Here is a 23081-nt window from a genome sequence, read left to right on the forward strand (position 1 = left end):
CCCCCGGTCATTGTTGCTGGGGCAGGGCGCTGCGCGCCTGCTGGTGGCCATGGCCGGCGGCCCGCTTCAGCCACGCCAGCCCGCTTTCCGCCCCCTGGGGATCGCTGGTGGCGCCGCTCATCAGCACACGGCCCAGCCGGTATTCCGCCTCCGCGTCGCCGGCCTCGGCGGCCTTGCGGTACCAGCTTGCGGCCACGTCGGCGTTGGGGGTGGGCATCGGGCTGGTCTTGGGCGAATGGAACGCGGGGTCGTACATGGCCCCTACCTCCACCGCCGCCTGCGGCATCCCCTTGTCCGCCGCGTGGCGCAGCAGCAGGAAGGCGCCGTCCAGCGACGCGGCCTCCAGATAGCGCTTGCCCTCGGCATAGGCGCGGTCGGCGCCCACCCCTTCCTGCAGCAGGCGGCGGGCGTCGGCGGTTCCCGTGGGGGCCGGTGCGGCGGGGGGCGGCGGTGCCGGGGCCGCAACGGGCGCCGGTGCGGGCGCCGGTGCGGGCGGCGGCTCCGGCTCCGTGCCGGCAATCCGGCTGTCCCGCTGGGTCAGGAACCACCAGCCACCGGCGGCACCGCCCGCCAGTATCAGCACGGCGGCCACGGCCAGCCACGGCATCCCGCTCCGGGTGACCGGCGGCGGAGGGGGCGGGGGCGGCGGAGGGGGCGGCGGCGGGATGATGATCTCGTCCGGTCCCGTCGGCGGGGGGGTGGCTTCCCCGCCCGAAGGCCCGGCGGGCGGCCACTCGGCATCGGGCGGCGGCTGCCAGTCGGGCGGGGTGGACTTGCCGCGGAAGGCGCGCAGGATCAGCCGCTCCTCCACGACGCCGCCGTCCACCGCCTGCAGCCGCAGCAGATAGGGTGCGTTGGGCCGCAGGTGGAACATGACGCCGTGTTCCAGGTCGAACAGAAGCTGCCCGTCCTCGTGCCGGACATTGGCGGGGGGGAACCAGAACACCGCGGATTTCCACGGCGCGTCCGGGGTCCGCGGGTCCAGGTGCATCGCCTTTTCCGTGCCCCGCGTCTGATCGACCAGGGTGATGAGCACGGGCATGGCGATGCGCCCGGTATCCCCGCCGACCGCGACCAGAACGCGGCCGCCGGGATAGCTGGGGGGTTGGCTCGTACGGACGGGCATGGCGGCTCCTGCTGGGTTCCCGGTGGTCAGGATGCGAGGTCGATGGTGGCGAGGATGGCGCCGAGCGCGCGGTTCTGCTGCTCGTCGATCTCACGCCCGCCGGCAAACGCGATGTTGTCCAGCCCAAGCTGACGCAAGGCCACGCCCCAGTCGATGAAGCGTTCCCGGTCGATCAACTGGCGCTGGGTGCCCAGGGCGGGCAGCCGTTCGGGCAGCGGCGGCAGGGTGAAGACCGCCCGCTGCCGCGGCTTGGGCGCTTCGGGGAAGCCGGGGCGCCCCGTCTCGTCCGCTTCGCCGAACCCCAGATAGGCGACGTAATCGTTCAGCCGCATCAGGGCGATGCCGGCGGCCCGCTCCACCACGTCGTCCCAGCGGGTGTTGGCCGCCTGCACCTGGGCGCGCACCCCGTCGGCGATCTGGCGGCGCAGGTCCAGGCGGTTGGCGCCGATGATGACCTCCTGCACCAGCTGGTCCAGCACGTCGGCGCCCAGCCCCAGATGGGCCAGCAGGCCGGCGTCGCGGGACAGGGTGCGCAGCCGTTCGGTCCAGGCGTTCATCATCAGCCCGGCGAAGATCTCGGGCCGGTCGGGGGGCGCCTTGGCCGCAGCGGCGGGGGCCGCCCCCGCCGGCTCCTCGGCCCAGGGGTCGTCGTCGTCCACCGGGGCGGCGTCGGCGGGCGGGGGGGCAACGCGGTCCAGCCGCAGGGCCGCCACGTTGAGGAAGATCTCCACCACGTCGTCCGCCGGCATCATCAGCCGTTCCAGCAGCAGCCCGAACAGCGCGTAGTCCCCCGGCTTCAGCGCCGTGTTCAGCCGGACGCGCAACGAGCCCAGCGCCTGTTCCCGCTCGGTGCGCGAGGCGTCGTCGGCGGCGTGGTAGAAGCGCTTCAGGCTGGCGTGCAGGCCGGCCGCCTCGCTCATCAGCCGCTGGCGGATCTGGTTGGCCTTCAGGTTGGGGTCCAGCACCGCGTCCAGCCGGCGGACCAGCAGCCCGACGCCGCCGTCGTTGGGGGCGAACGCCGCCTCCCACACCTCGGCGGGATTGCGGAAATGGGTGCGGCACAGGGGCGAGGCGTCGAAGGCGCCGCGGTATTCCGCCAGCCGTTCGGCGTGGCGCCGGGCCGGGCCGGTTTCCACCAGCCCCTGCCCGCCCGCGGATTCGTCGTAATCCATCAGGTGTTCCTGGCGCATGCCGGGATTGCGCAGGAACAGGCTGTTGTCGAACGGGCGGCCGTCCCAATCGTGGGGCCAGCCGTCCTTGCCGTACATTTCCAGGAACGAGGCGTCGAGCCGGCGGTCCCACTTGCCGCGGCGCGAATCCGCCGTCTCCCCGCCCTTTTCCAGGAATTCCAGGTCGAACTTGGTCAACACCAGGAACAGGGCGTTCCTTACCTGCGCGCGCAGGGCCGGGGTGGCGCCGTGGGTCACCTCGATCCAGCCGCGCACCAGGGCGGCCAGATCCTTCACCTCGGCCACGCTGGGCGGCATGCACAGCAGCATGGCCGTCAGCTCGCGCTCCTCGCTGTAGCGCTGGAAGAGATAGGCGATCTTGCCGCGCAGCAGCAGCTCGCGCACCTGTTCCGACCGGTCGGCGGCATCGGCGGGCAGGCTGGTCAGCTTCAGCCGCGACCGCGCGCCGGGGAAATCCAGCAGGTCGGTGTGCTCGAAGAAGCCCCAGGGCCGGTCGTTCATCACGATCTTCAGCTCGGCCACCAGCGCGCACAGCACCGCGCGGGGCACCGGCACCGCCGGCCCCAGGGCGCCGCCCGCCGCCATGGGCCGGACGCTGACCGGATCGGCGGCGTCCTCCGCCGTGCCCAGCCGCTGCTTGACCAGCATCACGTCGATGATGGACCGCTCGCGCGGGATCAGTGCCGTCAGGGCGGCGTGGGCGTCGGTGGGGTGGCCCAGCCGTTCCAGCGCCCCGGCCAGCATGACGAACAGCTCGGTGAAGGCCGGCAGCCCGCCCCACAGCATGGCGTACACCTGCGCCCGCCGCGCCAGCGGCAGCCGCCCGGCGGTGCGGATGACCGCGTCCCAGTAATCGGTGCCGTTCAGCGTCTTGATGCGGGCGGCGAAATTGCGCTGGAAATAATCGCCCAGGTCGTAAAGGGCGATTTCGTCCAGGTGGGGGGCCGCCGGCCCGGTGGCCTCGGCCTGTGCCGCGGCCAGAACCTGCCGGATCTCCGCCTCGTCCGGCAGCGGCACCGTCATGTTGTTGGGGTCGAAATCGGACAGGAAGCTGTTGGCCAGGATCTTCACCAGATCCGTTTCGGTCAGCATCCGCAGCTCCACCGGATGCTCGGGGTCGGTCACGCCGCCGCCGTGAATGGTGAAGCGCGTCACCAGCCCGGTGGATTCGCGGTCCCCCGGCGGGTTGATCTCGGTCAGGAAGTCCTTGCGCAGCGGGCCGAAGCAGGCCTGGAGCTGCTGGGGCGGCTTGCGGGCCAGCGCCGACACCAGATAGGACTTGCCCGCCTGGCTGGGGCCGAACACCCCGGCGCAGTTGCGCCGCCCGGCGGCCCCGGCCAGCTTGCGCGCCAGGTTTTCCGCCCGCCGCGTGGCGGTGGACAGGCCGTGCGCCTCGTTGGCGACGCTGACGGCGCCGCCGCGCACCGCGTCGATCCACAGCCGGGCCTGCCGGCTGCCCTCGGCCAGACGGCGGACCCCATCCACCAGCGTGTTGTCACCCTGAGTCACGATCCGCCCCCGTCACTTGTCCAGCAGAATGCCGGTGTCCAGCCAATAGCCCTGTTGCCGGTCGATGGTTTGCAGCCGCAGGCGAAGCTGGTTCTTGGGCACCGTCCGTCCGTTGGCATCGGTGATGGTGTCGGGCTCGAAGCTGTCCACCACCTGTTTCTTCACGTCGCGTTCCGTCCGCTTGAGGCAGACGCTGAGCGGCGTGCGCGCGTTGAGGGCCTTGGCGATCTCCGACGAGGCGTAATCCAGGCTGTACTGCCGGGTCGCCGGCCACCAGTCCACGGGAAACTGCCGGAAGCCCAGCGCCATCGGCCCGCGGAACTCGAACGGCGTGTCGGGCAGGGTGTAGTCGGGATCGTCCAGCCGCATGCCGGCGTAATAGACGTCGGCGTCCAGCAGGCGGTTGTTGCGGTCCAGCTTGCCGAAGAACTGCGCGGTCGAACCGGGCTTCAGCTCGTCGGAGCGGAAGTTGAAGTTCTGAAGCTGCCCTTCCCCCAGCAGGCAGATCATGGCCCCCACCGACGCCGTGGTCTTGGGATCGGCGATGGTCGCGTCCAGGGCGCGGAACGGATACCACTGCCCCACGCGGAACTGGTGCAGGCAGATGATGCGGTGGGGCGGCAGGCACCCCGTTTCCTCCATCACCGCGCGGATGGCCGGCAGCCGCGACGGGCGGCCCGACAGCAGCAGCAGGTCGGCCCGGCAGCGCCAGATCACCTCCGCCAGGGCCTGGAGCATGTCGCGGAACACCGACCGCACCACCCGGTCGATCTCCGCCCCGTCCACGGGGAAATCCACCTGGGCCAGATCGAAGCCGGTGGCGCCGGCCCGCTCCGCCTCCTTGTTGAAGAAGCCGATGACGGCGGCGTTGGCCCCGTGGTCGCCGTCGAAGAAGCCGGCGAAGCCCCGCACCTCGGGCGCGAAGGGGGCGGTGGGGTCGTAGGATTCGTAGCGGTTCAGCATCGCCACCGCGATGGGGGTGGCGATCTGGGCGGCGAACTGCTGGCGGCGGACCTGCTCCACCACATGCATGTCGCCGCGGTCCCCGCCCAGCAGGCGGTTCATCAGATGCTCGGCCTGCCCGGCCAGCCCGCACGCCTCCAGCCGGCGGCGGATGGGCGGCAGCACCAGTTCGCGGATGACGGCGAACACCGCCCCGTCCCCGGCCAGATTGAAGCCCTCGCGGAAATCCTGGCGGGGGAACAGGGTGACGTTGGCCCCCTGGCCCTCGGCCCGGTAGCTGGTGACCACCAGATCGGTGGTGCCGCCGCCGATGTCGAGCGTGGCGATGCGCAGCCCGGTGCGCGCCGCCGGATCCTGCTGGTTCAGCGGCAGCCGCATCACGTCGAAGAAGGCGCGGGCGTCGCCGGAATATTGCAGCGCCACCTGGCCATAGAGATAGACGGCCTGGGTGGCGCTGGCCTCGTCCCATTTCAAGATGACGTCGGGCAGGCGCACGTCGTCGCGCAGCACCATCACCGGGCGGCCGTCGTCGCCGTAATCGGTGTCGGCCAGCCCCAGCGACAGGAAGGCCAGATCGCGGGCGGCGTCGGCCTGCTGCTGGAGGATCTGGCGCTCGGCCAGCGGCATGGCCGTGGGCATGGTCATGATGATGCGGCGCAGCCGGCGCGGCAGGTCGGCGCTGCGCCGCCGCAGCCGGTGGGCCGGCGAATTCATCATGCACAGCGCCTGCAGGAAGATTTCCGCCAGCACGAACGACATCAGGTTGCGGCGGGCGTACAGCGCGCGGATGGACGGCAGCAGCAGCATGTCCGACCCCGGCCGGTTCGGGTCGATGCGGTGAACCGCGTCGCCGAAGTCGTTGACCAGGGTGGTGAAGGCGACGCCAGTGGCGATGGGCGCCTGTTCGCCGTGTTCGGTTTCGGCGTTGAAGCGCCAGCTTTCCTCCCGCGCGTCGTCGTCCCACAGATAGCGCTTGGGGCTGGACAGGCCGGTCGCCCCCTCGCTGCCGCGGCGCTGGCTGGCCAGATGCACCGCTTCGGGGCCGACGCGCACCACGGTGGGCCAGCCGAAGGCGTCGGGCCGCCCGCTGCGCAGGGACAGGTGATCGCGCCCGAAGCTGGCGCGGCTGAATTCCAGCCAGCTTTCGAAGGGATCGTTGTAGACCCGCTCGGGCCGCGTCAGGTCGCGGAGCTGGAGCTTCACCGCCTTGGTGATGTCGGTGCCGAGCTGGTCCGGTTCGGCTTCGATCAGCAGGCCGCAGGTGCGCGAATTGCCCAGGTCGAGCACCATGTCCACGTCCACCGGCACCGGGCGCGGTTCGGTGGCGCGGTCCACGATCTTCAGCTTGGGCAGCAGGTCCAGCGCGTGCAGCAGATCCAGGAACGCCTTGTAGCGGGCAAGGTGCTCATGCGCCCCTTCCATCCGCTCGCGCAGGTCGTCCATGGACAAGGTTTGGGCGTGGCGGGAGCCGGCGCGGCGCCGCTCCTCCCGCTCCACCATTTCCTTGAAGGTTTCCAGGCACCAGTCCTTCACCCACGCTTCGCGCACGAACCAGTCGATGGGGTCGCGGCGGGACGGCAGGGAGAAGGTGCGCCCGTTGCGGGCGTCGTCGGGGGAGGGGGCGAGGTACGCTTCGTCCTCGATGAAATCCATCAGCCCGGTGTCGATGGCGATCACCAGGCGGTAATCGTTGCCGTTGCGGTCGGGCTGGTCCAGATGGCGCAGATAGCCGCGGACCCAGTTGGTCGGCCCGCGGAAATACCCGCCCCCCAGCTCCTCGCGCAGCAGCGGCAGCGGCATCCACACCTGTTCCACCATCAGCAAGACCCGTTTCAGGTCCAGCGAATAGCTTTCGTGGCGGTCCGTCTCCTCGTTGCCGCGGCGGATCATCACCGGCATGGCATCGTCGTTCAACTGCGACTTGGGGTCGTCCCAGAACCCCCAGTCGCGCGGCACGGGCGCGTCCTTGGGCAGGGCGAAGCCGAAATCGAGGAACTGGACCCCGCTGCCGGGGATGACCGACACCAGATTGGGGAAGGCGGTGAGTTCGTTCAGCGGCATGAGCAATCCTCACCGGGGCAGGCGGCTGGGACGGGGGCGGAAAAAAACGGCCGGGCCATCGGTCAGTTCCCCTTCTGGATGCCGATGCTGTAGGTGGAACCGGACGAGCCGGTGCCGGTGCACACCGTCCGCCCGTCGGGCAGCCGGCGGCATTCGGTGCGTGCGCGGTCGATGGACGTGCCGTCGGGGCAGCGGGCGTTGTTCTGCTCGTCGATGGACAGGACGCCGTTGCGCATGGCCGCCTGGGCGGGGGCCGTGCATTCGGTGCCGTCCTGACGGCGGACCACCACCTCGCCCTGGCCGCTGCGGTCGAAACGGTAATACTGCTCCAGCGGCTGGCCGGTCACGGTGTCCACCAACCCCCGGCCGCTGCGCCACAGCCCTTCCATGAAGGCCGGGTCCGACGGGCCGCCGGCCCCGGCGCCGGCCGGGGGAATCGCCAGTTCGGCGCCTGGCTTCACCGGCTGGCCCAGGGGGGGCAGCGGCGGCAGCAGGGGCTTGTGCTGGGGGGCCGGCGGCGCCTTGCCGTCGGCGGCACCGGGTTTGCCGGCGTCCGGCTTGTCGGGGGGGGGCCTGTCGGGGGCGGGTCTGGCGTCGGCGCCCGGCTTGTTGTCCAGCCCCGTCTTGCCCGGCGCCGGTTTCTCGCCCGGCGGCGTCGCGGGGACCGGCGCGTTCGGCGTGCCGTCCGCCTTGGGCATGGGCAGCAGCCCGGCCTTGGGCTCGGCCTTGAGGCCCGGCAGCAGCCCGCCGGGGGCGGGAACGACGGGGATGACGGGCTTCAGGACGGCATCGGGGCGCACCTCGGCCCCCGGCACGGCGGGAACCACCACGGTCCCGGCGTCCGGGACGACGACCCCGCCGGGCACCACGGGCGGCACCACGTCCACCCGTCCCGGATCGGGCAGGGCGGGCTTCAGGGGATCGGGCACGGGCGGCAGGGCGGGATCGGGCTTGACCGGATCGGGGATGGGGGCCGGCGGCGCCGGCGTGTCGGCGGGGGGCGCCTCGGGAGCAGGGCGGGAATCGGTGATGGCCGGCAGCCGCCCGCCCAGGTCGGGCAGGCGGAAACGGTCGAACAGCCCCAGCAGGTACGCGGCCAGCAAGGCCAGCAGCACGATCAGCAGCCCCAGCAGCAGCCACCACCACCACCGCCATCCCCCGCGGGTCACCGCGGCGGCGGGGGCCGGGACCGGCGGCGGGCTGCCGCCGGGGGCGGGGACCGGCTGGCGCGGCGCCACCGACAGGGCATCGAACGCCGCGCCGTCGCCGTGGCTGAACCCCCAGAAGCTGACCACCGGCTGGTCGCCGACCAGAAACAGGTGGCTGTCGTCGGGCACCCGCAGGGCGGTGTCCAGCAGGGCGACGAAAGCCTGCGCCTGCTGCGAGGTGCGCATGGCGCGCAGCTCGTCGGCATAGCGGGCGAAGCCGCTGCGCAGTTCCTCGATGGACAGGGCGTGCAGAAGCTGCTGCTCGGGGGGCAGCTCGCTCCACCGCGTGCGCGGGCCCTGCACGTCGGCCAGCCAGCGGATGCGCCCGCTGCCCGGCTCGCGGTCGGGGGTGGCGAAGAAGTCGGCGTAGCGCGGCCCCAGCTTCTGCCTCACCGCGGCTTTCAGTTGCACGTGGGCGAGATAGACCGGCTGCCCGAACGCCCCCAGGGGCGTGTAGGTCTCGAGCGTTCCGGTGGCCAGCAGCGGGCCGCTGCGCCCGCTTCCCGTGGTGGTTCCGCCCATCACTTGCAGTTCCTGACGTCGGGCAAGCGGGTCGCCTGCTGCATCTTGTTGATCATGTCGGCCCCCGATTGCGGCGACAGCACCCGCCCGCCCGTGGCCCCGGCGATGCACTGGAGAACCTGTCCGCCGCTGCCGTTGGAGATGTCGATCACATTGATGATGACGTTGGGCTTGTGGGACTTCACCGACCGGGCGGCGGCGCAGGGATCGCCGGAGCAGGTGTCCTCGCCGTCGCTGACCACGATGATGGTGGCGGGGGCCACGCTGCTGACCACGTTGCCGGCGCGTTCGATGCTGCGCGCCAGCGGGGTGCCGCCGCTGGGGGACAGCCCCTGCACCTTGCGGATCAGCTCGCCCCGCCGCCCGGCGTCGTAGAAATCGTGGCGGACGACGTTGGAGCAGCCGGTGAAGTCGATCAGCCCGATGGACACCGGCGGCGGCAGGGAATTGGCCAGATTGGTGATGGAGCGCCGCGCCATGCCGATCTTGGTCGAGTCGCGGAAGGTTTCGTTCATGCTGCCCGATCCGTCCACGATCAGCACCACCTCCGGCTCCTTGCCTGGCGGATAGGTGACGTTGCAGGACGGTGCCGCGGGCGTCTTTCCCGGTGCGGCGGCGCCGGGGGCGGCCTGCGCCTGCGCCTGGGCCTGGGCCTGCGGTGCCGGCCTGGGGGGCGGGGGCAGGGTTTTGTTCTCTTCCGGGATGGCGCCGATGATCGACGACAGCGACGGCGGCGGCGTCACCGGCTTGGCCTCGGTGACGGCGGGCGCCTCCACCGTGGGGGCGGGGGGCGCGAGAACGGCGGCAGGGGGCCGGACGGGCACGGTCTCCGGCGGCGTGGCCGGCGGTGCCGGCGGATCGGGCAGGCGCGCGTCCTGCTGCGGGGCCGGCGGCGGCGTTTCCGGCTGCGGCGGGGCTTCCGCCTTTTTCAGCGGCTCCACCGGGCGGCACTGGGCGAGCGCGTCGGCCTGCTGGCGGTCCAGCAGGGCCAGCCGGTCGCGGAGTTCCTTTTCCCGCGATTCCAGCGCCGGGATCGGGTTGGCGGCGGGGGCCGCCGGTTCCGGCACCTGGACGACCACGGGGGGCAGGGGCTCGCACGCCTTCATGGACAGGACGACGGTCAGCCCCAGCAGCAGCAGCGGCAGGCCCCAGGCCAGCCGCCCCCCCCAGCCGGCCGGCGCGGTTCCACCGGGGCCGGAGATGCCGCCCCCGCTGCCCGAGCCGGGGCGGGCGAAGCCACCGGAACCGCCGCCGTCCGGTTGCCGGAACGCCCCGTTGCGCCCGTTGGCGGCGTTTGCGCCGGTTTCACCGAAGGCCGGGTCCGATGCGGAACCGGAGGCCGGGCCGGAACCGGATTCGCCGCCGGCGCGTTGCTCTGCGCGGGCCGGGGGCACGGATTGCGCGCCGTCCGCATTGTTGCCGCCCGCACGGCTTCCGGTGCCCTTGCCCGGCGCCGGGCCCGCGTTCGCGGCCGGCGGCGCGCCGCCGGCACTCCGCCCCGTTCCGCCGGTCTGGGCGGCGGGCGGGGCGGTCTGCGCAGGATTATTCTGGGCGGGCGGGGCGGTGGCGTCCACCGCGGCGGCCACCCCTTCCGCCTCGTGGCCCCACAGGATCAGCACCGGCTGGCTGCCGGTGGCGCGCAGGCAATCGGTGCCCGCCGGGGTGACCAGCGCCAGTTCCAGCATCCGCCCGACGAATTCGCCCGTCGAACCCTCGGCCTTCAGCCGGCCCGCAAGCTGGGCGATCTCGGCGGCCAGCTGGCGCGACAGCGTTTCCACCCGCCCGCGCGCTTCCGCCGGAAGGTCGGCGGGCCGGGCGAGCGGGCCGTCGTCGTGACAGTACCAGTCGATGCGCCGGCTGGACGGGTCGATCTGGGGCCGGGCGAAACAGCGGGCGTGCTGAACGCCCAGGCGGTTGTTCAGGATGGTGGCGATCTGCCGATGCATCTCCACGACGGCTTGGCCATGCATGCCAAGGCGGCGGAAACCTTCGGGTCCGGTCGTGGCGATTCGCAGTTCGGGCATCGAGAAAACACTTTGAATTCAAACGGGCATAAATAAACGAGTCTTGGGAGAATAGCCTGCGCCCGTGCGTGCGAACAAGCCTATAAAATATTGTTATCTCGTGGAATAAATCCTTTTCTCTGTATCGCGCGGTGTGAAGGCGCTATAACCCTGTCTTGTTTTACCATCCTGACAGGTGGCGTGAGGGGGCTGGGGCGGTGTCGGTCGCTGCAATCGATAGAATTCCTCATAAGGGGCCCTGGATCGCGGCGGTGGCGGTCACCTTGGCGGGCGTCGCCGCCCTTTCCGCTCACTTGTGGTTGCGGCGCCCGGCGGAGGTCCGGCAGGCGGTGCCCGCCCCGGCGGCGGACCTGCCCGCCGACGTGCTTCAGCGCGCCCGCCAGCTTGAGGAGCTGAACCGCTCGCTGGAAGAGGCCGTCACCCGGCAGTCGGGGCAGGAGGTTCCCTGTCCGCCGGGAACCGTGCGTGCGGCCGATGCGGGGCCGGCGGCGGCCCCGCCCGTATCGGCGCCCGCGTCATCCGTCCCGGCCATCCCCACCACCCCGGCCATCCCCACACCGGCGGCGGCATCCCCGCCGCCCCCGCCCGCCGCGGGGGCCGGAAACGGCCTGAGCGCCCTGAACGCCGCCCAGCTCGTGCAGCGGCTGGAGGCGGGGACGGCCCTGGTGATCGCCGGCGACAGCATCGCCACCGGCTTTTTCGTCACGCCGGACCTGCTGGTCACCAACCGCCACGCGGTGGAGGATTCCACCGATGGGCGGGTGGTCATCGCCAGCCGCAGCCTGGGCCGCGCCCTGCCCGGCACGGTGGTGGGGGCCTCGGCGAACGCGCCGGTGGGGGGGACCGATTTCGCCCTGGTGCGGCTGCCGGCGGGCAAGGCGTCGGGCACCCTGCCGGTCACCACCAGCTTCGCCAAGCTGTCGGGGGTGACGGCGGCGGGCTATCCCGGCCTGACGGTGCTGAACGATGCCGGTTTCCGCCGGCTGGTGGGCGGGGACATGCGGGCGGCCCCCGACCTGAACATCACCCAGGGCACGGTGCAGGCGATCCAGCCCCTGGCCACCGGCGGTGTCGGCATCGTCCACACCGCCTCGATCCTTCAGGGCAATTCCGGCGGGCCGCTGGTGGACGCCTGCGGCCGGGTGATCGGGGTGAACACCTTCATCGCCGTGGATCAGGAGCAGTCGGGGCGCATCAGCTACGCCCAGACCACCGAAGCGCTGCTGGCCTTCCTGAAACGCCATGGGGAAACGCTGCAGGACGACTCCCGCCCCTGCGGCGCTCCTTAGGCGTTACGCCGCCAGGGCGGCGATGCCCGCGGCGGCGATGTCGCAATCCTCGTCCTCGTGGGCGCCCGACACGCCCAGCGCGCCGATCAGCGTGCCGTCCACCGTCACCGGCACGCCGCCGCCGATGGGGATGAAGCCGGCCCGCCCGTTCAGCCCTTCCAGAATGTGGGGGCGGTCGGCGGTGCGGGTCTTCCACACCGCGGTGGGAACACCGAACCCGGCGGCGGTCCTGGCCTTGTCGGTGGAAATCACCGCGCCGTGGAACGGCGCGCCGTCCATGCGCAGCAGCGCCTTGGGGTGGCCGCCGGCGTCCACCGCCACCGCGGTGATGCGCAGCCCCATGGTCCGGGCCTTTTCCACGGCGGCCAGCACCATCTTCAACGCCTGTTCGTCGGTCATCGTTCTCATCGTCCTTCTGGTGTTTGCGCAGGCTCGCCGGCCAGCCGGCGGATCGTCTTGCAATGGGTGGGCAGGTCGCGGGCATAGAGCCGGATGCTGTCCAGGATGGAATGGGCGATGGGCGGCAGCAGCGCCCCGTCGCGCAGGGTCAGCCCGATCTGCCGCGTGGTCTGTCCCAGCGGCACCGGCAACTCCACGATGGCCCCGCTTTCGACCTCCACCCGCAACTGCCGCGGCGAGATGGCGGTCAGCATGTCGCTGCCGCACAGCAGTTGCCGCACGATGGCCAGATCGCCGGTCTCCACCGACGCTTCCGGCGGGGCCAGCCCCAGCTCGGCGAAGGAATCGTCGATCAGCCGCCGGCCCGGCGCGTCGGTGCGCGGCAGGATCCATTGCTCGTTCAGCAGCTCGTCCAGTTGGATCTGCGGATGCCCGGCCAGGGGGTGGCCGGCGCGGGCCATGATGCCGATGCGGTCGCTGAACAGCTTTTCCGTGATCAGGCCGCGGCACATGGCCTCCGGCCTCAAGGCACCCAGGATCATGTCGATGTCGCCGGTGCGCAGGCGCGACACCAGCACGTCGTACGGCGCCTCCACCGTCTTCACCCGGATCTTGGGAAAGCTCTTGAGCGCGTTGGCAATCGCCATGGGCAGGATGTAGGTGCGCCCCAGCGGCAGTGCGCCCACGATCACCGTGCCCTGCTGCGTGCCGGCCAGGGCCGACAGGTCGGCCTCCATATGGCGCAGTTCGGCGAAGATGCGCTTGCCCGCCGCCACCAGCTTGTCGGCGGTGTCGGTCGCCACCATGCCCTGGATCATGCGGTGGAACAGCGGCTGGCCGATGGCGCTTTCGATGCGCGACAGCGACATGCTCGCACCCGCCTGCGATACCCCCAGCTTTTCCGCCGCCGCCGACAGGTGCCGCAGTTCCGACAATTGCTCCAGAAGCTGGAGCTTCTTGCCGCTGAACATCAGGTTGAACACCACGTTGCGGGAAATGGCGCCCAGCGCCTTGGACCGGCACAGCTCGTCCGCCGTCTGCTCCGCCTGGTCGCGGATGCGCACGGCCCGGCGCATCACCGCCTCGCCATAGGCGTTCATCAGCATGCCGCGCGGCTTGCGCTCGAACAGCACGGTGCCCAGCGCCTTTTCCAACTCGCGGATGGAGCGGGTGATGGCCGACGACGCCTTGAAAATGTCGTCGGAGGATTTGGCGATGCTGCCGGTGCTGGCCACCGACAGAAAGGCGCGCAGGTGCGCCAGCCCCTGTTCGGGGTTGATGCCCGGATCGGGAGGAGGGGTGAAAGTGCTCTCTGCCATGCCCATCGGGTGTTTCCGTTCCCCGCGCCGTCCCGCTTCCCGTGCCCTTTGGCGGGCATTCGTGGTTTGTCCGGCGCTGTTGTTGGCCGCCACTGTAGCGGCGCGTCCCTGGTGGCGGAAGGCGGCATCACACAATCAGAACGCAATTTCACGAATGGGCAATGCCGTCCCCTCCCCCCGGACGCCTATAGTCGCAGGCATTCCCAAGGGTCCGGCGCGCCGCTACCGTCCGGCCCACCGTTCGAAAAATGGGAAGAGGGATATTGCTCCGCAACAAAAGCCGCAAGCAGCCCCATCGGCCGCGCGGGGGATGCGGGGATGACCATAAAACTTTTGGCTGAGTTTTGGATGTTCCCCTGACCTGGGCCGGGAGCGGTTGCGCTTCCGGCCCTCTTTTTTGGCCGGTGCATCACAGTTTTCGCTGGATTCATCACGTGATCCAGGGTGGATGCGGCGGTCGGCTTGGGGAATATTTTCCAATTAATTCAGTGTATTCGTTTGCAGTCTCGGGGAGATCACTGTTTTTATTGCGGTGCATCATAACATTATCGGAACGCATCTTCACCAACCGGCAACGGATGGCCCGTGGGGCAGCGCTTATAGTCGCCCGCACATGGCGGACGGTTGTGAAGCCAGGACCGCAGCGGGCAGGGGCTGCCGGGGCGGGCTTCACGCAAGGAACCGGCCGCCCGACAAAAAAGAGCGAAGTTGTGGGAGCGTCCTTACTATGAAAAGCGCCGGCTCTGTTGAAATCAGGGCGTTGATCGATGACCGCCGCATGTCTGCGCAGCAGTGGATCCTGACGGCTCTGTGTTTCCTGATCGTCGTGGCCGACGGCATCGACGTGGCGATCATGGGTTTCGTCGCTCCGTCCATCATTGCCGAATGGGGCATTTCCCGCCCGGCCTTCGGCATGGTGATGGGGGCGGCCCCCATCGGTCTGGCGGTGGGCGCCATCGTCGCCGGCTCCTCCTCCGACTGGTTCGGGCGGCGGCGGGTGCTGCTGGGCTCGGTGCTCAGCTTCGGGCTTCTGACCCTGGCGACGCCGTTCGCCCGCGACCCCATGGAAATGGCGGTCCTGCGTTTCCTGACCGGCCTGGGGCTGGGGGCGGCCATGCCCAACACCACCACCCTTTTGTCGGAATACGTACCGGCGCGGTCGAAATCGTTCCTGCTGGCGGCCATGTTCACCGGCTTCAACGTCGGATCGGCGCTGATCGGCTTCGTCGCCGCCTATCTGATCCCGCGCCACGGCTGGGCGTCGGTGCTGTACTTCGGTGCGGCCATTCCGCTGGCGCTGGTGCCGGCGCTGCTGTTTCTGCTGCCGGAATCCGCCCGCTTCATGGTGGTGCGCAACCACGCGCAGGATAAGATCCGCGCCGTGTTGTCCCGCATCACCGGGGCCGACCTGTCCCGCGTGACCCGCTTCACGGTGACCGAGGAAACGGCGGGTGCCAAGCAGCCCATCGCCGTGCTGTTCACCCGCGCGTTCGCGCTGCGCACCTTCACGCTGTGGATCACCTATTTCATGGGGCTGCTGGTCATTTATCTGACCACGAGCTGGCTGCCGACCATGATGAAGGACGCCGGCATGTCCATCGACGAGGCGGCCAACGTCACCGCCCTGTTCCAGACCGGCGGCACCGCGGGCGCGCTGCTGGTGGGCATGGCCATGGACCGTTTCGGCGCCAACCGCACCATCGCGCTGTCCTATGTGCTGGGGGCGGCGTTCCTGATCCTGCTGGGCACCGGCGGCATCCATTCGGCGTGGCTGGCGGTGGTGGTGGCCCTGGTCGGCTTCTGCATGAGCGGGGCGCAGACCGGGCTGAACGCGTTTGCCCCCGGCTGCTATCCCACCCTGGCCCGCGCCACGGGCGTGAGCTGGATGCTGGGTGTCGGGCGGATGGGCAGCATTCTGGGATCGTCCATCGGCGGCCTGCTGCTCAGCTTCGGCTGGGGCTTCGACGGGATCTTCTCGGCCCTGGCCGTGCCCGCCTGCATCGCCGGCGTCGCCATCATGGTGAACCGCATGGCCGCCCCGCTGGACACCGACGGTGGTATGCCCCAGGCACGCCCCGCCCAGGCCCATTGACGGGATCGGGCCGCGCGTTCGACGGGATACCGCCGGCGCCAAGCCGGCGGCATAATCAACGATTAGGGAAGGAAAAGGGGAGCTGACGATGATCATCGACATCCACGGCCATTACACCACGGCGCCCAAGGCGCTGGAAGCGTGGCGCAACCGCCAGATCGCCGGGCTGAAGGACCCGTCGCAGGCGCCCAGCCCGTCGGAACTGTCCATCAGCGACGACGAACTGCGCGAAAGCATCGAGCTGAACCAGCTTGCCAAGATGCGCGAACGCGGGTCGGACCTGACGGTGTTCTCGCCGCGTGCCAGCTTCATGGCCCACCATGTCGGGACGTTCGAGACCAGCTCCACCTGGGCCGCCATCTGCAACGAGCTGTGCCACCGCGTGGCCCAGCTCTTCCCCGACAACTTCATCGGCGCGGCCATGCTGCCGCAGTCGCCGGGCGTGGACCCCAAGACCTGCATCCCCGAAATCGAGAAGTGCGTGAAGGAGTATGGCTTCGTCGCCATCAACCTGAACCCCGACCCGTCGGGCGGCCATTGGACCGCGCCGCCGCTGTCGGACCGGCACTGGTATCCCATCTATGAAGCGATGGTGGAATACGAACTGCCGGCGATGATCCACGTCTCCACCTCGTGCAACGCCTGCTTCCATACCACGGGTGCCCATTACCTGAACGCCGACACCACGGCGTTCATGCAGTGCCTGACGTCGGATCTGTTCAAGGACTTCCCCACGCTGAAGTTCATCATCCCCCACGGCGGCGGGGCGGTGCCCTATCATTGGGGCCGGTTCCGCGGTCTGGCGCAGGAGCTGAAGAAGCCGCTGCTGACCGAGCATCTGCTCAACAACATCTTCTTCGACACCTGCGTCTACCACCAGCCGGGCATCGACCTGCTGACCAAGGTCATTCCGGTGGACAACATCCTGTTCGCGTCGGAAATGATCGGGGCCGTCCGCGGCATCGACCCGGAGACCGGCTATTACTACGACGACACCAAGCGCTACATCGAAGCGACCCTCAACCTGTCGGAGGAGGAGCGTTACAAGGTGTACGAGGGCAACGCCCGCCGCGTCTATCCGCGCATGGACCGGGCGCTGAAGGCCCGCGGAAAGTAAGCGCCGTCACGTTTTCGCCGTGCCTGGACGGGCCGCTCCCTTTTTGGGGGCGGCCCATTTTTTGAAGCGCGGGGAAATCCCGCACGCGCCCGTGGTTCCTGCGGCATGCGTGGCTGGCGATGCCCATCTGGGCGTTCCCGCTCCGTCAGGCCGCCCGGCCGGGGGCCGGTGCCGTCTCCGGGGGGGCCGTGACGGCTGGCCGCCGGCCAAGCCATGCGAACAGGCCGCCCGCGGCCAGGGCCGTCAGGTCGATGCCGGCCACCCCCCACAGTCCGGCGGCCAGCGTCACCCCCAGATGGGCGTGGCTGGTCAGGGCGTTGACCAGCGGCAGGGCGGTCCACAGGAACGCCGCCGCCGCCAACTGCTCGCCCCAGGCCCGGCGGACGCCGCGCAGGGCCGGGTGCAGCGCTGCCAGCAGCCACGCGGCGAAGAAGGCGCCGACCTCCAGCATCTCCCGCCCGGCCAGCCCGGCGGGCAGCAGACGGTTGGCCCAGAGATAGGCGGCGATGGCGATCGGCAGCCCCACCATCACCGCCAGATTGGCGCCGTCGGCCAGACGCAGCCCGCGGGACGCCTCCTCGCGCTTGCGCCGCTTGAGCACCCAATAGACCTGCCCGGTGCCGATCATCGCCGTGCCCGCCAGCCCGCACAGGATCATCGCCAGCCGCAGCGGCGCGTCGGCGAAACGCATCATGTGCAGGCCATAGGCGCCGGCCCGCGTGGCGGCGGCGGCGCCGTCGCCGTTCCAGACCCGCAGCACCGTGCCGTCGGTGCCGTCGAACAGCACGGCTTCCGGCGTGATGACCACCCGGTCGGCGTCGGTGCGCTTGATCAGGATGGTGGCGGCGGCATCGCCGGGGTTGTCGATGACGATGCGCCCCGCCTGCCCGCCGCCCCAGCGCCGGGCGGTCTCATCCAGAAGCGGCTGGAGGGGGACGAGGGGGGCGGGCCGGCCCGCCGCCGTCCGGGCCGGCGGCTCGCCATAGACCGCCGCGGCGAAATCGGCCTGCCGGCCGCCGTACGCCGCCTGAAGCCCCCACGGCAGGTACAGCAGCATCAGCGGCACCAGCCCGGTCAGGGTGATGAGCGCGTGATAGGGCAGGGCGATGATGCCCAGCCCGTTGTGCATGTCCATCCACGCCCGCGGGCGCGACCGGGTGGGGGACGGGGTGAAGAAATCCCAGAACACCCGCCGGTGGATGACGAAGCCGGTGATGAGCGCCACCAGCAGCACCACCGCGGCGGCCCCCACCAGATAGCGCCCCGCCACCCCCGGCAGCCGCAGGTCGAAGTGGAAGTAATAGAGGAAATCGCCGCCGAAGGTCGCCCGCGCCTGCACCGGGCGCCCGTCCGCCGGCTCCAGCGCCATCCGGCGGAAGCCGGGCTGCACGCCGGGCGGGTTGTAGACATAGACCTGTGTGGCCGTCTCCCGCCCGTCGGGCAGCAGGATCAGCCAGCGGCGGGCCTGCGCCGCTTCCCGCGACAGGGTGGCGGCGGCGGCCGCGGCGGCGTTGGGGCTGCCGGTGGCCTGAACCCGTTCGGGCTGCATCCAGCGGGTGATCTCGTGGCGGGCATAGGCGGTGGTGCCGGTCAGGAACACGCAGAACAGCAGCCAGCCGGTGATCAGCCCGCCCCAATTGTGCAGCCACGTCATGGACAGGCGGAAGCTGCCGTTCATGGCCCACCCCCCGTCAGGGTGCCGAGGGCGCCGGCCAGCCCCCACGTCGCCGCCGCCAGCCCGGCGACCCAGGCGGCGGCGCGCACGGCGCTGGCCGCGGCGAACGCCCCGATCACCGCCAGGACGCAGGGCACCAGGGCGGCCATGGTGGCGGTCAGCACCGCCTCCGCCCGGTCCTGGACGGCGGGCAGCGCCAGGGACAGCGCCGCCGCCGTTCCCGCCGCCAGGGCGTAGCCGCCGACGGTGGCGGTCACGGCCCGCAGCGCGATGCCGGTTCCCCGTTTCACCAGGAATACTTCAGCGAGGCGATGACGCTGCGGCCCAGGCCGTAATAGCAGTTCGTCGCCCGCGTGCAGGCCGAGACATACTCCTTGTCGAAGAGGTTGGTGGCGTTGACCGCCGCCTGCACGCCCTTCAGATGGGGGGTGAGAGACGACAGGTCGTAGCGGATCGCCGCGTCCACCAGCGTGTGCGACGGCACCGAGAAGCTGTTGGCCGGATCGCCGTAGGTGGACCCCACATAGCGCACGCCGGCCCCGCCGCCCAGCCCGGCCAGCGGCCCGCTCTGCACCGTGTAATCGGCCCAGGCGGAGGCCGAATGTTCCGGCACGGCCACCGGGCGCTTGCCCCGGCTGACGTCGTTGCTGGCGATCACCTCCGCATCCAGCCACGTGTAGCTCGCCACGGCGTTCAGCCCGGCGCCCAGGCTGACGCGCGCCTCCGCCTCGATCCCGCGGGAGCGGATCTCGCCGGTCTGGACGTTGAAGCCGGTGTGCTGCGGGTCCGCGGTGGTGACGTTCTGCTGCGTCAGGTGGAAGGCCGACAGGGTGAACAGGCTGCCGCCGCCCGGCGGCTGGTACTTGATCCCCGCCTCGACCTGCTGGCCGGTGGTGGGTTCGAAGGCGTTGCCGCCGTAATCGCTGCCCACCGCCGGCTCGAACGATTCCGAATAGCTGGCATAGGGCGCCAGACCGTTGCCGAACAGGTAGAGCACGCCGGCCCGCCCGGTGAAGGCGTCGTCCTTCTGCGACCCGCTGGCCTGGGTGCGGCGGTTGCGCTGCTGGGTTTCCGCCCAATCCTTGCGCCCGCCCAGCAGCACGGTCAGCCCGCCCCAGGTGATCTGGTCCTGGCCGTACACGCCGGTTTGGGTGACGCGGGTGGCGATGCTCTGGTAGATCGGCGGATCGGCGATGGACAGGCCGTAGACCGGGTTGAACAGGTCCAGGCTGGGGGCCGCCGCCAGCCCGCGCACCGTGTCGCTCTTCAGCCGCTGGTGATCCACGCCGGCCAGCACCGTGTGGTGCAGCGGGCCGGTGTTGAAATCAGCCTGGACCTGATTGTCGATGGTCAGGTCGTCGGCCCGTTCGCGCAGGGAAAAGGCGTTGCGCCGCATGGTGCGCAGGTCGGCCAGCAGACCGCCGGCGTACAACCCCTTGTAGCTCAGGTCGTTGTGCAGATACCGCGCGTTCTGCCGCACCGCCCAATGATCGTCGAAACGGTGTTCGAAGCGGTAGCCGATGCTCTGGGTCTTGCGGTCCCATTCGTTGAAGTTGGGATCGCTCATGGAAAAGCTGGTGGGCAGCGTGCCGTTGGGGTTGTACAGCAGCGTGCCCTGCGCCGGCAGGAAGTTCAGCGGCGAGCCGTCGAAATCGTCGCGCTGGTACAGCCCGATCAGGGTCAGGCTGGTGCCGTCGGCGGGCTTCCACGTCAGTGTCGGAGCGGCGGCCACCCGGCGGCGTTCGGTGAAATCGGTCTGGGTCTCGGTGTCCTGCATCATCCCGGCGAAGCGGTACGACAGGCGCCCGTCGGCGGTCACGTCGCCGCCCACGTCCACCGCCCCCTGCTTGCGCCCATGGCTGCCGGTCTGGAGCATCACCTCGTGCCGGGCGTCGGGGGCGGGCTGCTTGGTCACCATGTTGACCAGCCCGCCGGGGCTGGTCTGGCCGAACAGCACCGACGCCGGACCCTTCAGCACCTCCACCCGTTCGAACAGATAGGGGTCGATGCCGGAACTCAGATACCCGCTGCCCTTCAGCCGCAGCCCGTCGAGATACTCGTTGAACGACACGCCGGTGGTGCCGTCGCCGCCGAAACCGCGCACCGAGATGCCGTCTCCGCCGAAGGAGGAGGATTCCCCGTTGCGCCCGGTGGTGACGCCGGAGGTGTAGTTCAGCACCTCGGCCAGATTCTGCGCCGCCTGGGCGTCCATCTGGTCGCGGGTGACCACGGTGATCGACTGCGGCGTTTCCAGGATCGGCGTGTCGGTCTTGGTGGCGGTGGCGCTCTGGCGGGCGGCATAGCCCTGGACCGGGCCGGTGGCCCGTTCGCGGCTGCCCTCCACCGTCACCGGGTCCAGCACCATTCCGCCGGTCTGGGGCCGCGACAGCACCACGCGGCCCGGCGCAGTCATCTGGAACGACACGCCGGTGCCCGCCAGCAGCCGGCGCAGCGCGTCTTCCGGCGCCATGGTGCCCGACACGCCGGGCGACGACAGACCGCGCGCCACCTCGGCGGGGAAGCCCACCTCCCACCCGCTGGCCGTGCTGAAGGCGTTGATGGCCGTCACCAGACCCTGGGCCGGAATGTCGAACCGCTGGCCCACCGCCGGCGCCACCTGCCCATGGGCCGGCGACGGCCCGGCGGTCACCGCACCGGTCATCACCGCACCGGCCATGGCCGACGACAGCAGCATGCCCCGCAGCAGGGCCGCACCCCGGCGCCCGCGTACGCCCGTTGTCAAAACCCCCAAACCCATCGTCGCTCGTCCCCGCACTCAAGGATGTTTCGGCTGGCCGGGATACGCGCAACACTGCAAGTGAGACGCATTCCCAGCGCTATGCCGACCTGACGTTTCCGGGTGGGGAAAAGCGGAAAAATTTTTTCAGGGGCGGGGGCGCAGGATCAGCAGGGCGTCCGACACCCGCACGAGGTCGGCCTGGACCAGCCCCGCCAGGGCCGCCGCCGTCCGGGCTGGATCGTCCAGCCGGTAATTGCCGGTGATCCGCCGGGTGGTCAGGGACTCCGGCACCATGATCAGCCCGGGATGATAGCGGCCCAGCTCCGCCACCACGGCCCCCAGGGGGCGGTCCTCGAACACCAGCCGCCCGTCGGCCCAGCCCAAGGCCGTGGCGAGATCGGCGGGGTGGCCGGCCCCGATGCCCGAGGGCGTGACCGCCACCTCCTCCCCCGCCCGCAGGCGGACGGGGGGGCCGCCCAGCGGGGCGACATCGACGGTGCCGTGGCGCACCGTGACCGTCACCCGCCCGTCCAGGTACCGCACGCCGAAGGCGGTGCCGACCACGGTCACGGCGGCGGGGCCGGCCTCCACGCGGAAGGGGCGGGCGGTGTCCGGCGTCACCTCGAAATAAGCGGCACCGCGCAGCAGCCGGGTCCGCCGTTCGGTTCCGGCGAGATCCGTGGCGATGGCCGAGCCGGTGTCCAGCAGCACCCGTGTTCCGTCGGCCAGCATCACCTGTTCCTGCACCCCGGTGGCGGTGCGGTGGTCGGCCTGCAGGCGCACCGGCAGGTCGGCGGCCCAGCCCAGCCCGACCGCCAGCAGCACGGCGGCGGCCCATGCCTGCACCCGGCGCCGCATGGGCCAGAGCATGGGCCGGCCCATGGAGGACGGTCCGGGGAGCGCCGTGGCGGTGGGCCGGGCGGGGGCGGCCGCAGGGGTTGCGGCTGCCGCCAGCGCCCCGGTCAGAAGGGAGGAGTCCCACATGGCCCGTGTCAGCGCCCAGGCGTGGGCGTTGCGGGGATCGGCGGCGCACCACGCGGCGCAGGCCCGGCGGTCCTCGTCCCCCGCGCCGTCGCCCTGCAGCCGGATGAACCAGTCGAGCGCCTGGTCCAGCGGCAGATCGGGATCGGAGGAGGATGGGGCACCGGCGGGGGGCATGGGCGGTGGGGGCGGTGGGGGCATCACGGTCTTCACCCTCATGAGACGTCCGGGCGGGGCGAAACCCGTAACCCTTCCCGGTCCAGCCGGGCAAAAACCTCCAGACAGGCCAGGAGCGCTGTTTTCAGATCCTTCTGCACGGTGCTGACCGACACGCCCAGCCGTTCGGCGATCTCGCCATGGGACAGCCCCTCCATCCGGTTCAGCAGCAGGATCCGGCGCTGCCGTTCGCCCAGGCCGGCCAGGGCCGCTTCCATGCGGGCCAGACGCTGGCGGTCACCGGCCTCGGTTTCCGGGCTGGGAGTGGGGGCGGCGATCTCCTCCAGACCCTCCGTTGTCACATTGGGCACCATCACCACCGCGTGCCGGCGTTCCTGGCGCAGATGATCGACGGCCAGATTGCGGGCCGTCTGAAACAGGAAGGGGGCCAAATGCTCCACCGGGCGGCCCTCGGCCGCCGCCCGGACCTTGAGATAGGCTTCCTGCGCCAGATCCTCGGCGGTGGCGGCGCTGCCGACCATGCGGGCCAGCAGCCGCACCAGCGCCCCCCGGTGCCCCATGAAAACGGCGTCGAGCGCCGGCTTGACGGTATCAGCCATGCGCCGCCGGACCCGGCAAGAAAGCGTTCGCGCAATACCCATCGGGCATGGTCTGCCCCATTCCCCCACGAAAAAAAGTGGCGAGGCCGT

At 70.8% G+C, this 23081-nt stretch carries 15 protein-coding genes; 3 read left to right on the top strand and 12 right to left on the bottom strand.

The features are described from left to right. Window positions 1-7: 7 nt before the first annotated feature. The 5 genes from M2352_RS21065 to M2352_RS21085 form a co-directional block, all read right to left on the bottom strand. Window positions 8-1126, bottom strand: coding sequence for an SEL1-like repeat protein (locus M2352_RS21065; protein ID WP_264666497.1), 1119 nt, complete (start codon window positions 1124-1126; stop codon window positions 8-10). A 26-nt stretch (window positions 1127-1152) separates the two neighbouring features. Next, on the bottom strand, window positions 1153-3825 hold the full coding sequence (locus M2352_RS21070; RefSeq protein ID WP_264666498.1) for a putative virulence factor: 2673 nt from the start codon (window positions 3823-3825) through the stop codon (window positions 1153-1155). Between the two features lie 12 nt (window positions 3826-3837). Continuing rightward, the gene (locus M2352_RS21075; protein WP_264666499.1) at window positions 3838-6849 is read right to left on the bottom strand and encodes a virulence factor SrfB; all 3012 of its coding nucleotides are present in this window, start codon (window positions 6847-6849) and stop codon (window positions 3838-3840) included. A gap of 62 nt (window positions 6850-6911) precedes the next feature. Further along, a complete protein-coding gene (locus M2352_RS21080) occupies window positions 6912-8579 on the bottom strand; it encodes a hypothetical protein (RefSeq protein ID WP_264666500.1) in 1668 nt (555 codons plus the stop codon). Beyond that, the gene (locus M2352_RS21085; RefSeq protein WP_264666501.1) at window positions 8579-10603 is read right to left on the bottom strand and encodes a VWA domain-containing protein; all 2025 of its coding nucleotides are present in this window, start codon (window positions 10601-10603) and stop codon (window positions 8579-8581) included. The genes M2352_RS21080 and M2352_RS21085 overlap by 1 nt, the downstream gene beginning before the upstream one ends. A gap of 251 nt (window positions 10604-10854) precedes the next feature. Between M2352_RS21085 and M2352_RS21090 the strand changes: the two genes are divergently transcribed. Continuing rightward, window positions 10855-11892: a S1 family peptidase gene (locus tag M2352_RS21090; RefSeq protein WP_264666502.1), complete on the top strand. Its 1038-nt coding sequence runs from the start codon at window positions 10855-10857 to the stop codon at window positions 11890-11892. Window positions 11893-11895: 3 nt separating this feature from the next. Here M2352_RS21090 and M2352_RS21095 read toward each other — a convergent pair whose 3' ends face one another. Both M2352_RS21095 and M2352_RS21100 read right to left on the bottom strand, forming a co-directional pair. Beyond that, entirely contained in the window at window positions 11896-12291 is a 396-nt protein-coding gene (locus M2352_RS21095) for a GlcG/HbpS family heme-binding protein (RefSeq protein ID WP_264666503.1), read from the bottom strand. A gap of 5 nt (window positions 12292-12296) precedes the next feature. Beyond that, entirely contained in the window at window positions 12297-13610 is a 1314-nt protein-coding gene (locus tag M2352_RS21100) for a LysR family transcriptional regulator (protein ID WP_264666504.1), read from the bottom strand. A 778-nt stretch (window positions 13611-14388) separates the two neighbouring features. On the opposite strand from M2352_RS21100, the gene M2352_RS21105 reads away from it, so the two are divergent. Both M2352_RS21105 and M2352_RS21110 read left to right on the top strand, forming a co-directional pair. Beyond that, on the top strand, window positions 14389-15702 hold the full coding sequence (locus M2352_RS21105) for an MFS transporter (RefSeq protein WP_264666505.1): 1314 nt from the start codon (window positions 14389-14391) through the stop codon (window positions 15700-15702). Window positions 15703-15790: 88 nt separating this feature from the next. After that, a complete protein-coding gene (locus M2352_RS21110; RefSeq protein ID WP_264666506.1) occupies window positions 15791-16819 on the top strand; it encodes an amidohydrolase family protein in 1029 nt (342 codons plus the stop codon). Between the two features lie 145 nt (window positions 16820-16964). Here M2352_RS21110 and M2352_RS21115 read toward each other — a convergent pair whose 3' ends face one another. From M2352_RS21115 to M2352_RS21135, 5 genes are all read right to left on the bottom strand, one after another. After that, window positions 16965-18497 (bottom strand): PepSY-associated TM helix domain-containing protein, encoded by a 1533-nt coding sequence (locus M2352_RS21115; RefSeq protein WP_264666507.1) that lies wholly within the window; start codon window positions 18495-18497, stop codon window positions 16965-16967. Beyond that, window positions 18494-18784 carry a hypothetical protein gene (locus M2352_RS21120; RefSeq protein ID WP_264666508.1) on the bottom strand — a complete coding sequence of 97 codons (291 nt, stop codon included), beginning with the start codon at window positions 18782-18784 and terminating at the stop codon, window positions 18494-18496. Before M2352_RS21120 ends, M2352_RS21115 begins: the two co-directional genes overlap by 4 nt. Beyond that, window positions 18781-21237 carry a TonB-dependent siderophore receptor gene (locus tag M2352_RS21125; protein WP_264666509.1) on the bottom strand — a complete coding sequence of 819 codons (2457 nt, stop codon included), beginning with the start codon at window positions 21235-21237 and terminating at the stop codon, window positions 18781-18783. The genes M2352_RS21120 and M2352_RS21125 overlap by 4 nt, the downstream gene beginning before the upstream one ends. Before the next feature lie 141 nt (window positions 21238-21378). Next, window positions 21379-22434 (bottom strand): FecR family protein, encoded by a 1056-nt coding sequence (locus M2352_RS21130; protein ID WP_264666510.1) that lies wholly within the window; start codon window positions 22432-22434, stop codon window positions 21379-21381. Further along, window positions 22431-22991, bottom strand: a complete 561-nt coding sequence (locus M2352_RS21135; RefSeq protein WP_264666511.1) for an RNA polymerase sigma factor — start codon at window positions 22989-22991, stop codon at window positions 22431-22433. Before M2352_RS21135 ends, M2352_RS21130 begins: the two co-directional genes overlap by 4 nt. Between the last annotated feature and the right edge of the window lie 90 nt (window positions 22992-23081).

This window comes from Azospirillum fermentarium, from assembly GCF_025961205.1.
Lineage (GTDB): Bacteria > Pseudomonadota > Alphaproteobacteria > Azospirillales > Azospirillaceae > Azospirillum > Azospirillum fermentarium.